Origin of the sequence: Massilia cavernae (assembly GCF_003590855.1) — a bacterium.
Taxonomy (GTDB): Bacteria; Pseudomonadota; Gammaproteobacteria; order Burkholderiales; family Burkholderiaceae_D; genus Telluria_A; species Telluria_A cavernae.
The window spans coordinates 29,860-45,244 of the sequence record NZ_QYUP01000107.1 but is presented as its reverse complement, the minus strand read 5'-3'; the positions used below and the strand labels follow the sequence as shown (position 1 = coordinate 45,244).

Genomic DNA, 15,385 nt, shown 5'->3' with positions numbered 1-15,385 from the left:
CGCGGGCGCGAACGAGGCGGAGCGCGAACTTGACCTGCGCACTCGGACGCACTGGAAACGCGTGGCCAGCATCAAGGTGGGGCTCGTGCTGCATGGCGGCCGCCGCGTGCGGGCTGACGCCAGGCCTGTCGTCTACGATCTGTTCGGCCCCGCCTACGGCGACGCGCTGGGCAGCGTCGATTTCGGCACGCGCATCAGCGAGGCGGATATGCCCGGAAACCTGCGCGAGCGCGAGCGGCGCATGTTCTCGTCGACGATCATGCTGCGCAATCCGCCGAGGTGAGCGCGCATGGAACATCCAGGCCAGGACCGCACCCGTGGCGCTGCGCTTGTCACCGTACTGTTCGTGCTGGTGGCGGTGCTGATCGTCGCGGCGTCTTCCATCACCGCCGCGCTCAACGCGGAGAAGTCCGCGCGCAACGAGCGTGACCGCCATATCGCGCTGCAGGCGGCGGAGGCGGCGCTGGCCGACGCCGAGCGCGATATCGAATCGGCAGAACCCGGTTCGGCGCGCGCTGCGATGTTCGCACCGGGAAGTGCTTTCGGCTTCGCGGAGGGCTGCGGGCGGCGCAACGGCGACCCGGGGCAGGGCCTTTGCGCAAGGGTTGAATCTCCAGGCGTGCCGGCATGGCTTTCGGCGAAGCTGGGTGACGACGATGCCGGTGCGGTCACCTACGGCACGTTCACCGGCGCGAGGATGCCGTCCGGAGCGGGAACCCTGCCTGCGCAGCCGCCGCGCTACATCATCGAACTGATGCCCTTCGCGCGCGCGGGCGAAGACGCCAGCCAACCTCCTTCCAATTTCTACCGGATCACCGCAGTGGGCTTTGGCACGCGTCCGACGACGCGTGTCGTGCTGCAGTCGTTCTACCGGAAGAGCACGGCGGGCGTGCGATGAGGGCGGTATTCATCCTCTTGATAGTCTTGCTCTGGCCCGCGCCGTTCGCGCGCGCGGCGACGCCATTGCTCGACGTTCCCGATGGCCAGGTTGGCCTGCCGGGCAGCAGAGTGCTACCCAACGTGTTGCTTGGGCTGTCGCTCACCTATGCGGACGCGGGAGCCGCGTACCGCGGGGAGTACGACGCGGCCATCGCCTACGACGGCTATTTCAACCACCGCATGTGCTACCGCTACGCGACTGCTGGATATTTCATGATTTCGAAGGAAGCCGCCACGGACGGGCAATGCGGTGGCGATTCCTTCAGCGGCAATATGCTCAACTGGGCGTCCATGACGACGCTCGATTTGCTTCGCCTTGGCCTGACCGGGGGCGACCGCGTGGTCGATGAGCGCGGACAGACCGTCCTGCAGCGGGCATGGCTGCCGGATGGAACATTTCATCCGGACTTCCACGCGCATCCGCTGCATTTTCCGCGCAAGTCGGTCAAGGTCGCAGCGACTGTCACGCCGTTCGATGGCGGGCCTGTCTACATCGTCTCGTGCCGCAACCGCATCCTGTTCAGCCGCAGCGCAAGCGGAACCGGTTGCGAGGACAAGGGACTGGGCGAGTTCGATGTCCGCGTGAAGGTCTGCGACAAGGACGACAGCGATTCGCGGCAAGGGCTCTGCACCGGTAACAAGGGAGGCTTCAAGCCGGAAGGCGCGCTGCAGGAAAACCGCGCGCTGATGCGCACTGGCGTCATGGGATACCTGACCGATCATGGCAAGGATGACATCAACGCTTATGGCGGCGCGCTGCGCGCACCGCTGGCAGGTAACGAGGAAGGCGCAATCAACTACATCAACCTGCTTGGCCGGAGTGCGGTGGGAAGGTTCGGCGCATACAAGTCCACCGATCCCGGCGCGGAGCTGTTCTACGAGGGGCTGCGCTACCTGCAGGGCCGTCCGCCCACTCCCGCGATTCCAGCGGTGGCTTCCGACGATGGGCTGGCGGTATGGAGTACGCGGGAGGATCCGCTTGCCGCGGCATGCCAGCGCAACAGCATCGCCATGATCGGCCATTCAAGCTTCGAACTTGACCGCTACCTGCCGGGCAATACGCAGTCCAGCCGCGAGGACAAGCCCCGGCCGAGCGAAAACGTGGCAAGCCAGTTCGACGTGATGCAGGCGACACGGAGCGTCGGCGACAAGGAGGCGATCGACCGGCTTGACCTGTTGGGCGACGGCCCGGCCGGCATCGGCAGCTTTTACCTCGCTGGAGCCGCCTCCTGGGCCTACACGAATGCGATCCGCAAGGATGCGGAAGTGCGGATCGAAACACTGGCGCTGGAGATCGGCGCCCCGTCGGTTACGGGCCGAAGCGCGTTGTACCTGGCGACGAAATATGGAGCAGCGCCCGGCAGCTACGACAGCCGCGGCGTTCCGTCCGGATTCTTCTCTGGCGGTGATCCTCACGCCATCGTGCCGTCCGTGCGCTCGATGCTGGCGCAGGCGCGGATGCCGGGCGGTGAAGTGGCCGCGCAGGCGGCTGGAACGGGCAGCTATTTCATCCAGTCGGGTTACGACCGGTCGCAATCGGCCGGGACGTTGCGCCGCTTCGATCTCGCCGCCGACGTTGCGTCACCTTCATGGGATGCCGGGAAAGCGATGCCGGCGCCGGAGGAACGCAAGATCCATACGCTCGTCTACGATGACGAGGGACGCGCTTCGACTGTCGAATTCAGGTTCGACAAGCTGCCGGACGCGGTGAAGGCGACGTTCAACGGAGATGGCCTGGGCCAGGCCAGGATCGACTTCCTGCGCGGAGTCCGGACACGCGAAATCGGGAATCCGGGCGGCGTATTCCGCCGTCGCGCGTCTGTCATTGGAGACTTCATTCACAGCGTACCGGCCCTGGTCGGCGCACCGTCGGGCGCAGGGCAGGGCGCAAGCTACGCGCAGTTCCACTCGGCCGCCGGGAAACGGCGCGGCGCCGCGTACATCGGAGCGAACGACGGCATGCTGCACGCCTTCGACATCGAAACCGGCACCGAGTTGTTTGCCTATGTCCCGAACACGCTGCTGCCAGCGTTGCCTGAGCTGACCCGACCCGGCTATGTGCACCGCGCTTACGTGGACGCGAGCCCGGGCCACGGCGAAGCGCTGGCCAGGGGCAAATGGCGAACCGTGCTCGCTTCGGGAATGGGGACTGGAGCGCGCGGTGTATTCGCACTGGACGTGACCAATCCATCCGCCTTTGCCTCGGGCCTGGGCGCGCTGTGGGAGTTCACGGAACGCGACGATCCCTCCATCGGCCATGTGAGAAGCCCGCCGTCGATTGCCGCGTTCCAGGTCGGCACCAGCGAGGGAAGGCCGGTCGTCCGCTATTTTGCGGTCGTGTCCAGCGGGCTCAATAACTACAAGGTCAATGGCGGCGCCAATGCGGCGCGCGGCGCGCTTTTCCTGCTCTCGCTGGACAAGCTTCCGTCCGAGCCGTGGGAGGCTGGCGTCAACTACTACAAGCTGGTCACGCCGGTGTCCGACCCGGCCCTGCCGAATGCGCTGTCCCCGCCCGCGCTGGCGCTGGCTTCCAACGGAACCGTCCGATACGCCTACGCGGGCGACTTGCAGGGCAACCTGTGGCGCTTCGATTTCACCGGCAAGCCGTCCGCGTGGACCAAGGCGGCCGGGCCGGGGCCCAAGACCACGCCGCTGTTTGTCGCGCGCGACGCCGCAGGCCAGCGGCAGCCGATCACGCACGCGCCGCGCGTCGTGTTCGCGCCAGGCGGCGGCTACATCGTCCTGGCAGGCACCGGAAAGTTCCTCGAACATACCGACGCCGATCCGGCATCGTTCGGCGACCAGTCGTTCTACGGCATCCGCGACAGTGTGCAGACACCTGTCGTACCGATCGAGGGGCGCAGCGAACTGGCGCGCCGGGTGCTGGCGGGACAGGGGCCGTACGCGATCAGCGGCGAAACCCTGCGCTTTGAAGGAACCGGTGCGCGCAAAGGCTGGTACTTCGATTTCCCCGGCTCGCTCGGCAAGGGTGAACGTGCCGCCGCGCCGCCATTGCTGGCTTCCGGGGCCGCAGTCATCGATACGCTAGCTCCCGGCACCGACGCGTGCGTCCCTGCTGTTATCCGCAGCTACGTCGTCGACGCTGTGAGCGGGTTGGCCTATTCCGGCGAAGGCTACGCCGTGTCCGGCCAGGAAACCGGCGCTGTCGTGCATTCGGGGATCGGGGCAGCGCCCCTCGTGATGGAGCTGGGCATGTCTGCAGCCCCACGCGACCCGACTGGCGGCGCAGTATCGACGCGCACGGTCAGCTTCGTGCGGCTCGGAGCGCGCGGCAAATTATCGTCTGCCATGCAGGTAAAGCTGAAAACGCCCACAGGGCGGCTCAGCTGGCGCGAGGTCGCCAACTGGCAGGAGCTGCATGAGAATGCAACCAGAAAAGCGAAGGGGAAAAAATGAAAACGCAATTCGCGGACCGGGGATTTACGCTGGCCGATTTGCTGGTGGCAGTGGCTATCGTCGGCATCCTCGCTTCGGTGGCGTATCCGTCGTACGCCAGCTACGTCACGCGTTCGCGCCGCGCCGAAGGCAAGCTTGCGCTGCTGGATATTCTCCAGCAGCAGGAACGCCACTATTCACAGCACAATACCTACGTGGCCTTTTCGGCAGATACGGACGATACCGATCCGCGCAGGTTCAAGTGGTGGTCCGGCCCGACCAGCCAGGGTAGCGCCTACGAACTGCGCGGCCAGGCCTGCGAAGGGAGCGACATCGGCGAATGCATCGAAATCACTGCGCTGCCCGGCACCGAACGGGTCGACGCGCAGTTCCGCGACAGCGAATGCGGCACGCTGCGCGCGGACAGCATAGGCCGGCGCAGTGCAAGCGGAAGCTCCACCCGATGCTGGCCGTGAAACGCCACCGCGGTTTCTCGCTGGTTGAACTGATGGTCGTGACCTCGATCGCAGCCATCCTGCTGGGTGTGGCCGTTGCCAACCTTGGCGCTTTGCTGCGGCAGCAGCAGCTCCGGACCGCGCTGGGCGACATGTTCGGCGCCATCGACCTTACGCGTTCGCACGCCATCGCACTTGGCAGGCGCGTGTACATGACGCCCACCGCGACCGACTGGCGGGATGGCTGGACGGTGTTCGTCGACGCGGACGGCGACGGCAGGCCGTCGGCCGGGGATAAACTGGTGGCCGTGCATGGCCCGCTGGCCGACGGTATCGCCGTCAGGTCGACTTTCACCAGCCCGGCAACTCCCGATTACATTTCATATAATGGCGGTGGACGCAGCTGCAGCCATGCCAGTACGATGGCCGCGCGCTGGGGAACGCTGTCGCTGTCCACGGACGGACAGGTGCGGCGTATTAAAATCAACATGCTCGGACGCGCCCGCGCGTGCAATCCGGCGCTGGACGGCGCCAGCTGCACCGGGGCCGATCCGCCCTAATCTTTTTTACGCTCACCGATTTCGAAGGAACCGTGCAGATACTCGACGATACCCAGGGCATGTCGCTCGCGCTCGAACTGGCCGCGAAGGGGATGTACACCACCTCGCCGAACCCGCGCGTTGGCTGCGTGATCGTGCGCGGCGGCGAAGTGATAGGCATGGGGCACACCCAGCCGGCCGGACAGGCCCACGCTGAAATCATGGCCCTGCGCGACGCCGAGGCACGCGGCCACGACGTGCGCGGCGCCACCGCCTACGTCACGCTCGAGCCATGCAACCACCATGGCCGCACGCCGCCATGCTCGGACGCGCTGGTGCGCGCCGGCCTTGGCCGCGTGGTCGCTGCCGTTACGGATCCGAATCCGCTGGTGGCGGGGCAGGGCCTGGCCAAAATCCAGGCGGCCGGCATCGCGGTCAGCTCCGGCGTGCTGGCCGACGCCGCGTGGGAAATGAACATAGGCTTCTTCTCGCGCATGCAGCGCGGGCGGCCATGGGTGCGCCTGAAGACGGCGGCCAGCCTGGATGGCATGACGGCGCTGCACAGCGGCGAAAGCCAGTGGATCACCGGGCCGGAGGCGCGCGCCGACGGCCACGCGTGGCGGGCGCGCGCATGCGCCATCCTGACCGGCATCGGCACCGTCAAGTCCGACGACCCGCAGCTCAACGTGCGCGCGGTCGATACGCCGCGCCAGCCGCGCCGGATCGTGGTCGACAGCCGGCTCGAGATCGATATGGGCGCGCGCGTGCTGGAAGGCGGCGGCACCTGGATCGTGGCCGCCGTGCGTGACCCGGCAAAGGAGGCGGCGCTGCAGGCGGCTGGACACGAAGTGATCCACCTGCCGAATGCGTCGGGCAAGGTCGATCTGCCGGCGCTGATGCGGGAGCTTGGCCGCCGCGAGATCAACGAGCTGCACGTCGAAGCCGGTTTGAAGCTGAACGGCTCGATGGTGCGCGAAGGCTGCGTCGACGAGCTGCTGCTGTACATCGCGCCGTGCCTGATCGGCGACGCCCAGGGCATGTTCGCGCTGGCGCCGCTGGACCGGCTGGACGCGAAGAAGACCCTCAAATTTCACGAGGTGAAGCAGGTTGGCGAAGACCTGCGTATCCTTGCAAGATTCACCCAACAACAGGAATAGAAGCCGCATGTTTACTGGAATCGTCGCCGCTATCGGCAAAATCACTTCCGTGAAACCGCTCGAGGGCGGCCTGGACGCGGGCGTCCGCCTGGATATCGATGCGGGCGGCCTGCCGCTGCAGGACGTCGCGCTGGGCGACTCGATCGCCATCAACGGCGCCTGCATGACCGTCGTCGAGAAGACCGGCACGGCCTTCAGCGTGGACGTTTCCCGCGAAAGCCTGAACTGCACCGCTGGCCTGGATGCGGAGGGCGAGGTCAACCTGGAAAAGGCGCTGACCCTCGCCGAGCGCCTGGGCGGCCACCTGGTGTCGGGCCATGTCGATGGACTGGGGCGCGTGCACCGCTTCGAGCCGGTCGGCGAATCGTGGGAGCTGGTGATCGACGCGCCGCAGGACCTGGCGCGCTTCCTTGCGTTCAAGGGTTCGGTGGTGGTCAACGGCGTGTCGCTGACCGTCAACCGGGTCGAGGATGTCGATACCGGCGCGGGCAAGGTGTGCCGCTTCTCGATCAACCTGATCCCGCACACCATTTCGATGACCACGCTGAAGCACCTGCGCGCCGGCAGCGCCGTTAACCTCGAGATCGACCTGATCGCCCGCTACGTCGAACGGATGCTGTCGCTGAAGGCGTAAGCGCCGCTTACTTCGCGGGGTACAGCACCATCTGGACGTAGTTGTTCAGGTTGAAGTAGCGCTTCGCGGCTTCCTTCAGCTGTGCAGGGGTGATGGCCGCGACCTGCTTTTCGTAGGTCAGGATTATCCCCGGATCGGTCTCGTGCAGCAGCGCGCTTTGCAGGTGGTTGATCCAGTAGCCGTTCTCGCGCAGCGATTTCTGGTGGATCTGCACCCAGTTTTCCTTGACCTTGTTCAGGTCCGCCACGTCCGGCCCTTTTTCCTTCATGCGCTCGATTTCGGCGAAGGTCGCGGCCAGCACCTTGTCGACATTGGCCGGACCGGTCGGCAACGACACCGCGATCGCGTAGTGCTCGTACGGGATCTTGTTGAAGCTGCCGTTCATGCCGCCGCCGTAGATCAGGGCCAGCTTCTCGCGCAGGATGTCCGTGATCCGGATGTTCATCACTTCCAGCAGCGCATGGAAGCGCAGCTGTTCTTCTTCCGAGAAGTGCGCGCTGCCGGTGAAGTTGAGCGACACGTTGGCTTTGTCTTCCGACCCGCTGCGCACTTCCTTCTTCACGATGCCGGCAACCGGGCGCACGCCGGTGTCCCTGGCCATCACCGGGATGTCCGGCACCGGCAGGCTGGCCAGGTAGGTGGCGATCAGCGGCTTGATGGCGGCGACGTCGAAGCTGCCCACCAGGATGAAGGTCAGGCCCTTGGCGCTGGAAAAGCGCGCCTTGTAGATGTCGATCGCGCGGTCGAGGCTGACCTTCGCGAAGTCGTCGGGCCGCGGCGTGCGCGCCACACGCGGATGGTTGTCGTACAGGGTGGTGATGATCGCGTCGCGGAACACGGTTTCGGGCTGGGTCAGCGCATTGCGCGCGGCATCGACCTGGCGCGCGACGAAGGATTTGTACAGGTCGCCGTCGCGGCGCACCCCGTTGAACTGCAGGTGCACCAGCTGCAGCATGGTTTCGATGTCGTTGATGCCCGCGCTGCCGCTGACGATGTCGGTATTGCTGCCCAGGCCCGCGCGCACCGAGGCGGTCTTACCGGCCAGGACCTTCTGCAGGTCCAGCGGCGAATAGTTCTTCAGTCCCATGCTGGCCACGATCGAGCTGGCGTAGCGCGAGTTGAACGCGTCCGCTTCGTCGAACAGCATCTGGCCGCCGAAACGCACGGCGCTCATCAAGACCTGGTCGTTGCGGTAGTCGGTGGGCTTGAGGATCACCTTGACGCCGTTCGACAGCGTCAGGCGGGTCAGCCCCAGCGCCTTGTCGTGGGTTTCGCTGGCGATGCTGCCCGCCTTCGGCAGCTGGTCGAGCAGGTCGGCGGCGACCGCTTTTTCGTCATGGGCCGTCACCGCCGCCTTTTCGGCCGCGGCGACCGATGCCAGCAGCTGTTCGCTGGTCGGGATCGGCGTCTCGGTATTCGTGTTGCCCATGTAGACCACCAGCTTGGCCGAACGGTCGGGAATCGTTTCGCGCGTGTAGCGGTTGATCTCCTCCAGCGTGATGCCCGGTACCAGCTCCTGCACGTAGCGGTATTCGTTGGCGATGCCAGGGATGCTTTCCTGCTCGAGGAAGTTGCGCACGTACTCGGCGACGTAGCTGGCCGAGTCGGTCTTGTCACGCTCGTTGTAAGCGCGTTCGTAGAAGCGCATCAGGTTTTTTTTGGCGCGGTCCAGCTCCGCCGCGCTGAAGCCGAACAGGCGCGCGCGCTCGTTCTCCTGCACCAGCGCGTCGATGGCGGGCGTGGCGCCGCCCTTGCCCAGCGCCGCGAAGGCGGTGTACGACTTGTAGCGCGCGGTCAGGCGGCTGATGTTGCTGGCGCCGCCGATGAAGGGGGGGACGGGCTGCTGCGACAGTTCCTGTATGCGCTGGCTCAGCATGCCGGCGAAGATCCCCTCGATCAGCTTTTCGCGGTATTCGCCGAAGGTCGGCTGCTCGATGTCTTCCTGCACCGGGTAGCGGATCAGCAGGCTGTCGCTGCTCGCTTCCTTGTCGGTGATGATCACCGCCTCGGTTTCGGAGCGCACCGGGATCGCGGCATATTCGCGCGGGCGCGGTTTGGCCGGGTTCTTGAGCGAACCGAAATGGGTGCGGATCAGTTTTTCCGCCACCTTCGGGTCGATGTCGCCGACGGCCATCACGGCCATCAGGTCGGGACGGTACCAGTCCTTGTAGAAGCGCTTGATGGCGTCGTACTTGAAGTTGGCGAGCACCGCCTCGGTGCCGATCGGCAGGCGCTCCGCATAGCGCGAGCCGTTGAATATCTTCGGCAGCAGCACCTTGTTCATGCGGTCGCTGGCGCCCTTGCCGAGCCGGAGTTCCTCCAGCACGATGCCGCGTTCCTTGTCGATGTCGGCGTGGTTGAAGGTGATTCCGCTGGCCCAGTCCTTCAGTACCAGGAAGCCTTTGTCGACACTGGCCTTGCGGTTGGTCGGGATCGGGAGGATGTAGACGGTTTCGTCGAAGCTGGTGTAGGCGTTCAGGTCGGCGCCGTACTTGACGCCGATCGACTGCAGATAGGACACCAGTTCGTGCTTGCGGAAGTTGGTCGAGCCGTTGAAGGCCATGTGCTCGGTGAAGTGGGCGAGGCCCAGCTGGTCTTCGTCCTCGAGGATGGAGCCGGCCTTGACCACCAGCCGCAGTTCGAGCTTCTTTTCAGGCTTGGCGTTCTTCTGGATGTAGTAGGTAAGGCCGTTTGCCAGCTTCCCGACCTTGACCTGCGGGCCCACCGGGATGGTGTCGGCCAGGTTGATCGCGGCCTGCGCGGCCATGCTGTAAGCGAAAAGGAAGGCGCTAACGCAGACTGTCTTTACGAAGCTTGTGGTCATCGGCACGTCATCCTTGGCGGGGTCTTGATGCCGGAATTCTACTCCTTCATGAGCTCCCCAAGCCATCCCGCCGGTAAATCCATTAAAATAGCGGATTACGCTCTTGATGCATCTCTCTGAGGAATCCCAATGTCTATCTCCAGCACCCAGGAAATCGTTGCCGAGTTGCGCGCAGGACGCATGGTCATCCTGGTCGACGAAGAAGATCGCGAAAATGAAGGCGACCTTGTGCTTGCCGCCGATTTCGTGACCCCTGAAGCGATCAATTTCATGGTCAAGCATGCGCGCGGCCTGGTCTGCCTGACGCTGACCGATGAGCGCTGCCGCCAGCTCGAACTGGGCATGATGACGACCCGTAACGGCACCTCGTTCGGCACCAACTTCACGGTGTCGATCGAAGCGGCAGAAGGCGTCACCACCGGCATTTCCGCCGCCGACCGCGCCAAGACCATCCAGGTCGCGGTGGCCAAGGGCGCCAAGCCGGACGACATCGTCCAGCCGGGCCACATCTTCCCGCTGAAAGCCCAGAGGGGCGGCGTGCTGATGCGCGCCGGCCATACCGAAGCCGGCTGCGACCTGACCGAAATGGCCGGCCTGACGCCCGCCTCGGTGATCTGCGAGATCATGAAGGACGACGGCACCATGGCGCGCCTGCCGGACCTGCTGGAGTTCGCCAGTGAGCACAACCTGAAGATCGGCACCATTGCCGACCTGATCCACTACCGCAGCGAAAACGAATGCCTGGTCGAACGCGTGGCCGAGCGTCCGCTCTCGACCTCGTTCGGCGAGTTCCGCCTGATCGCCTTCCGCGACAAGCCGAGCGGCAACGCCCACATGGCGATGGTGCATGGCGACCTGGCGCCGAACCTGGAGTCGCTGGTGCGCGTGCACGAGCCGGTCTCCATCCTCGATCTGCTGGAAGACAAGGCCACCACGCACTCGTGGACCATCACCTCGGCGATGCAGGCCATCAAGCAATCCGAGCGTGGCGTCATCGTGCTGCTCAATTGCGGCGAGAGCGCCGACGAACTGTTTGCCCAGTTCGCCGCGCTCGACTCGCCGAATACCCGTCCGCAGGCGCGCGCCGCCAGCATGGACCTGCGCACCTACGGCATTGGCGCGCAGATCCTGAAGGAACTGGGCGTCGGCAAGATGCAGCTGCTGGCCAGCCCGCGCAAAATGCCGTCGATGACCGGTTTTAACCTCGAAGTGACGGGTTATCTCGCCAAACCGGCCGCCTGACGCGGTACTATTCAATCAATCAAACATAAAAAGAGGGGCCGACATGACCGTAGGAACTTATGAAAGCAATCTGACTGGCGCCGGCCTGCGCATCGGCATCGTCCAGGCGCGCTTCAACGCCGACGTGGGCCACGGCCTGCTGTCATCCTGCCTGGCCGAGCTGAAACATCTCGGCATTGCCGACGAAGACGTCCTGCACGTGACCGTGCCGGGCGCACTGGAAATCCCGCTGGCCTTGCAAAAGATGGCGGAAACCCAGCAGTTCGACTCGCTGATCGCGCTGGGCGCGGTCATCCGTGGCGAAACCTATCACTTCGAGCTGGTGTCGAACGAATCGGGCGCTGGCATCACCCGTGTGTCGCTGGACTACGGCATGCCGATCGCCAACGCCGTGCTGACGACCGAAACCGACGAGCAGGCCGAAGTGCGCATGGCGGAAAAGGGCGCGGAAGCGGCGCGCGTCGCCGTGGAAATGGCGAACCTGCTGCTGGCGCTGGAAGACTTGCAAGCCGAAGAAGACTAATAAGAACAAAGTAATACTGACCAGGTAAGAAACCATGAACGACAAAACCACGCACGCCAACCCCAGCAAGAACCGCACGCCGCGCCACCGCGCGCGCGAGTTCGCCTTGCAGGGCCTGTACCAGTGGCTGCTGAACAATGAACCGGCATCCACGATCGTCAACAACATCCGGGCCGCGCATGGTTTCGACAAGGCCGATTCGGATTATTTCGCGGCGCTGCTGTATGGCGCGATCAAGGATTCCGTGTCGCTGCGCGAAACCTTCGCCCCGCTGATCGACCGCGGCGTGGCCGAGCTGTCGCCGATCGAGCACGGTGTGCTGCTGATCGGCGCGTACGAGCTGAAGAACAACCTGGACATCCCTTACCGCGTCGTCATCAACGAAGCGGTCGAGCTGACCAAGTCGTTCGGCGGTATCGACGGCCACAAGTACGTCAACGGCGTGCTGGACAAGCTGGCGCCGGTGCTGCGCGCGGACGAGGTTGCGGCGCATAACCGCAAGTAAGCTGCTGTACCTTGAATGAAAAAAAGCCACCGCGCGCCGAGCCGGTGGCTTTTTCCATTTTGGGAAATGGTCAGCGCCGTTCTGACAGCGCCAGTATCGCGAGGCAGGTAAGCACCGAGACATTCTTGACGATCGGCCCGAACGGATGGAACACGAACTCGGGAAGGGCGATGCAGATGACCACCGTATAGCCTGCGACCAGCACGAACTGCGACCACCACAGCCAGCGCCGCGCGTAGAAACAGGATGCCACGCCCATCGCAAGGTCCGCCACGCACGACGCCATGAACACCAGTTCGGTGTAGTGGATGACGCCGGAACGGCGCAGCCATTCGATGGACTCCGCATGCGGATGGACGTACCAGGACACGAACGCGGTCCAGATCCAGATGAAGGCCGTACCAAGCCGAAGGGCCCAGTACAGGCGCGTATCCATCGCCGTCATACGGCCGGCTTGCCTACCATGAGCCAGTAGACCACTAGCAGCGCCGCGAAGGCGGGAACACCAAGCCAGAACCAGCAGCGCGCGTACGCCCAGTATTGCGGCGGTAGCGGCGAGCCTGCATCGTCCGCCACGCGCGCCAGCGCGCGCATGCGGATCTGCAGCCACACCACCGGCAGCCAACAGCCGCCGGCGACCGCGTACAGGAACAGCGACCAGGATACCCAGCCCGTCGTGACCGGGAAGCCGGCCAGGTGGGCCATCGCGATCCCGGACACTAGCTGCAAAATTACCGCCGGGGTGGTGAAGACCCAGTCCGCCAGCACGGTCCGTTCGGACGACAGGCGGATTGCGCGCACGTCGCCGCTGCGGTCGGTGATCCATTTGAAGAAGGCGATGCCGATGCCGGTTCCGAACAGGATGGTGGCGCTCAGGATGTGCAGCCATTTGACAAGGAGGTAGACGCTCAAGCCGGCACCTCGCGTACGTCGAAGCCTTCGAGCGCGGCGAGATACTCATCGACCGTGACGAGGCCCATGCATGGCATGGCGCCGTGCGGGAGCTTGTCGCCGCGCGCCAGCTTGCGCGCAAGCGCGATCGCGGCGCCGCAGGGAATGTACGTGCCGTGGTTCTGCGCCGCCAGCAGCTGCCATTCGAGGTTGAGGGGCTGGCCATCGAGGCCGGTGCCGCCAAGTGCGACGAACATCGCGCCCTTGTCGCTGACGAAGGGTTCCATCCACTGGCTGACGGCGTGCAGCGGCGCGACCAGCGGGGCGAGGCTGCGCAGGAGGCGGTAGCGGACAAGCTGTGCGCCGGCCCAGACGAACAGGTGGCCGGGAATGCTGGCGAAGCCGGCGTGGAAACGCACCGTCTTGACCGTGGGGTAGCGTGCCGGGAACAGGGAGAGGTCCGGCACGTCGCAGCTTCCCAGCAGGCGCGGGCCGACCGGGGCCCGGAAGTGGTGGCGTTTCAGGTCAAGCCAGCCGTGCGTTCGCTCGGTACGGCCGCCGGCCGGGCGCTCAAACGGTTTGCCGCAGTATCCGAATACGCCGCGCATGGTGGCAAGGCCAGGAGCGCGGGCGCCGGACGCGATGCCGTGGCGGATCGAGCTCAGTTCGCGGAAGCGCGGTGCGTAACGGTCGACCACCGCGGACGACAGGGCGGGCAGGGAACTGGCGCCGCTGGTGACGAAGACGCCGGCGTCGCGCGCCATGTCGTCGAGCTGGCCGACGCCCGCGACGAAATCGCGGCCATCGGCCAGGTCGATGTAATTGGCGCCGGCTGCGATGGCTGCCTGCGCGACCCGGTAGTCCTGGCCCTGGAATGGTCCGGCCGTGTGGATGACGGTTGCCAGCTGCAGCGCCGACAGGCGTTCGGCCAGGCCGGCGGCGTTGGCGTCGATTGCCAGCGCCTGGCCTGGGTCCAGCCCGAGTTGCGCTGCGAGGCGAATGGCCTGGTTTCCATCGCGGCCGCCGATCAGGAGCCTGATCGAGGGATCGGTCGCGAGCGCCTGGCAAATCCGCGCGCCGAAAAAGCCGTAGCCGCCTAATACAAGAATGGTGTGGGTGCGCAAAGGTGTCGGCCGTTGTGATTGTCTAAACGAAACCGATGCTCTCACAGAAATATTGGTGGAGCAAGGAGGGGCGGGCGCTTGGAACAGTCGTCAGATGATGGCTTGCAAGCCCTTGTCAGCGATGATGTTCAGTAGCTTGAGGGCTGGGCCGGCGGGGTGGGTGTCGCCTTGCTCCCACTTGCGCACAGTGGACACTGTGGTGTGCAGGTGCAACGCGAACACTGGCTGGCTGAAGTTCAGTTTCTCGCGCAGTCGCTTGATGTCGATCGCACTGAATTCCCGAACCGGCGGCGGGCAGATCGCGTCGAACTCGCGCATCGTCACCTTGCCAATCACGCCAGCATCCTGCAGCGCGGCCAAGTCGCCGCGCAGGGAGTCAATGAGTTTGCTCGTCACAACATACCTCCAACAGAACACCAATCTGTAATGCCTTTAACAAGTTCTGCGCCGACAGTTTCAGAAACACTTTCCCGGCGAACTGCAACGCCTTCCTCTCGTCCTGCGTCACGTTCGCCTTGTCACTTTTCGGGAAGCCATGCAGGAATACATAACGACTGCCAATCCGTGCTGACAGCAGCGTGCGATAACCACCGCTCTTGCCACGGCCCGGACGTGCCACCCGCTTCTTGAAGAGGAAACCGCCAAGGTCCGCATCAATGAGACCGTCCTCCATCTCTTGGACCGCCTTGCACAAAGCGGCATCAGGCAGATTCTCACCTGCTTGCCACCGCGCGAAGTCCTTGCGTTTGAGGACGTTCATGCCCCTCGCTCCTTGAAACTATACCCGCAGCGGGCATGTTTAACCAGTCCTGCCACCCTCCCCGGAGGCGAATGCGCAATTTGTCGCGACGCTGTCACGACAATTCCGCCTAGCGCCGCGAGTCAGACGCCCGCCGGGCCAAAGCTGAGGCAGGACGACAACAAACATGCCGTTGCTCCTTCGGCCTGCCGCGACCCGGTGACTGTTTTGGGTCGATTCGTCACCAGTTCGGCGGTTTGACGCACCGGGGCGTCCTCAGTGTGAACGTAGCGCATGAACATGACTTCGGTCTTGTGCGCAGTCAGCGCCATGCCGACCTTGGCCGGGATTCCCAAATTGGTGAAATAAAAAAAGCCACCGCATCGCTGCGGTGGCCTCTATATATGATGGTAGCGC

The 15,385-nt window shown here is 64.7% G+C and carries 16 protein-coding genes and 1 pseudogene; 10 read left to right on the top strand and 7 right to left on the bottom strand.

Annotation, left to right across the window (positions count from 1 at the left end):
• From D3872_RS10970 to D3872_RS10940, 7 genes are all read left to right on the top strand, one after another.
• Positions 1 to 283: PilW family protein (locus tag D3872_RS10970; protein WP_220476930.1), on the top strand; the 283-nt coding region annotated here is incomplete at its 5' end.
• Positions 284 to 289: 6 nt separating this feature from the next.
• Positions 290 to 898, top strand: coding sequence for a pilus assembly PilX family protein (locus tag D3872_RS10965; protein WP_119810798.1), 609 nt, complete (start codon positions 290 to 292; stop codon positions 896 to 898).
• Positions 895 to 4,356, top strand: coding sequence for a pilus assembly protein (locus D3872_RS10960; protein ID WP_119810797.1), 3,462 nt, complete (start codon positions 895 to 897; stop codon positions 4,354 to 4,356). The genes D3872_RS10965 and D3872_RS10960 overlap by 4 nt, the downstream gene beginning before the upstream one ends.
• The gene (locus D3872_RS10955) at positions 4,353 to 4,811 is read left to right on the top strand and encodes a type IV pilin protein (RefSeq protein WP_119810796.1); all 459 of its coding nucleotides are present in this window, start codon (positions 4,353 to 4,355) and stop codon (positions 4,809 to 4,811) included. The genes D3872_RS10960 and D3872_RS10955 overlap by 4 nt, the downstream gene beginning before the upstream one ends.
• Positions 4,799 to 5,350 carry a GspH/FimT family pseudopilin gene (locus D3872_RS10950; RefSeq protein ID WP_119810795.1) on the top strand — a complete coding sequence of 184 codons (552 nt, stop codon included), beginning with the start codon at positions 4,799 to 4,801 and terminating at the stop codon, positions 5,348 to 5,350. Before D3872_RS10955 ends, D3872_RS10950 begins: the two co-directional genes overlap by 13 nt.
• A gap of 59 nt (positions 5,351 to 5,409) precedes the next feature.
• Complete coding sequence (ribD, locus tag D3872_RS10945; protein ID WP_182915771.1) at positions 5,410 to 6,486, top strand: bifunctional diaminohydroxyphosphoribosylaminopyrimidine deaminase/5-amino-6-(5-phosphoribosylamino)uracil reductase RibD; 1,077 nt, start codon at positions 5,410 to 5,412, stop codon at positions 6,484 to 6,486.
• Between the two features lie 7 nt (positions 6,487 to 6,493).
• Positions 6,494 to 7,120: a riboflavin synthase gene (locus D3872_RS10940; RefSeq protein WP_119810793.1), complete on the top strand. Its 627-nt coding sequence runs from the start codon at positions 6,494 to 6,496 to the stop codon at positions 7,118 to 7,120.
• Between the two features lie 7 nt (positions 7,121 to 7,127).
• Here the strand turns inward: D3872_RS10940 and D3872_RS10935 are convergent, their stop codons facing one another.
• Positions 7,128 to 9,944, bottom strand: coding sequence for a M16 family metallopeptidase (locus D3872_RS10935; RefSeq protein WP_119810792.1), 2,817 nt, complete (start codon positions 9,942 to 9,944; stop codon positions 7,128 to 7,130).
• A 129-nt stretch (positions 9,945 to 10,073) separates the two neighbouring features.
• On the opposite strand from D3872_RS10935, the gene ribBA reads away from it, so the two are divergent.
• The 3 genes from ribBA to nusB are packed head-to-tail and all read left to right on the top strand — an operon-like array spanning position 10,074 to position 12,214.
• The gene (gene ribBA, locus D3872_RS10930) at positions 10,074 to 11,186 is read left to right on the top strand and encodes a bifunctional 3,4-dihydroxy-2-butanone-4-phosphate synthase/GTP cyclohydrolase II (protein WP_119810791.1); all 1,113 of its coding nucleotides are present in this window, start codon (positions 10,074 to 10,076) and stop codon (positions 11,184 to 11,186) included.
• A 43-nt stretch (positions 11,187 to 11,229) separates the two neighbouring features.
• Entirely contained in the window at positions 11,230 to 11,709 is a 480-nt protein-coding gene (ribH, locus tag D3872_RS10925; RefSeq protein WP_119810790.1) for a 6,7-dimethyl-8-ribityllumazine synthase, read from the top strand.
• A gap of 34 nt (positions 11,710 to 11,743) precedes the next feature.
• On the top strand, positions 11,744 to 12,214 hold the full coding sequence (nusB, locus tag D3872_RS10920) for a transcription antitermination factor NusB (RefSeq protein ID WP_119810789.1): 471 nt from the start codon (positions 11,744 to 11,746) through the stop codon (positions 12,212 to 12,214).
• 70 nt (positions 12,215 to 12,284) lie between these two features.
• Here the strand turns inward: nusB and D3872_RS10915 are convergent, their stop codons facing one another.
• The 6 genes and pseudogenes from D3872_RS10915 to D3872_RS26440 all read right to left on the bottom strand — a co-directional run.
• Entirely contained in the window at positions 12,285 to 12,659 is a 375-nt protein-coding gene (locus D3872_RS10915) for a DoxX-like family protein (protein ID WP_119810788.1), read from the bottom strand.
• Entirely contained in the window at positions 12,656 to 13,126 is a 471-nt protein-coding gene (locus tag D3872_RS10910; protein WP_119810787.1) for a DUF2269 family protein, read from the bottom strand. The genes D3872_RS10915 and D3872_RS10910 overlap by 4 nt, the downstream gene beginning before the upstream one ends.
• Complete coding sequence (locus D3872_RS10905) at positions 13,123 to 14,229, bottom strand: saccharopine dehydrogenase family protein (protein WP_220476929.1); 1,107 nt, start codon at positions 14,227 to 14,229, stop codon at positions 13,123 to 13,125. Before D3872_RS10905 ends, D3872_RS10910 begins: the two co-directional genes overlap by 4 nt.
• Before the next feature lie 90 nt (positions 14,230 to 14,319).
• Positions 14,320 to 14,625 (bottom strand): helix-turn-helix domain-containing protein, encoded by a 306-nt coding sequence (locus tag D3872_RS10900; RefSeq protein WP_119810786.1) that lies wholly within the window; start codon positions 14,623 to 14,625, stop codon positions 14,320 to 14,322.
• On the bottom strand, positions 14,606 to 14,989 hold the full coding sequence (locus D3872_RS10895) for a type II toxin-antitoxin system RelE/ParE family toxin (protein ID WP_119810785.1): 384 nt from the start codon (positions 14,987 to 14,989) through the stop codon (positions 14,606 to 14,608). The genes D3872_RS10900 and D3872_RS10895 overlap by 20 nt, the downstream gene beginning before the upstream one ends.
• A 122-nt stretch (positions 14,990 to 15,111) precedes the next feature.
• A pseudogene (locus D3872_RS26440) lies at positions 15,112 to 15,327 on the bottom strand (hypothetical protein); the annotation flags it as partial.
• Positions 15,328 to 15,385 lie beyond the last annotated feature (58 nt).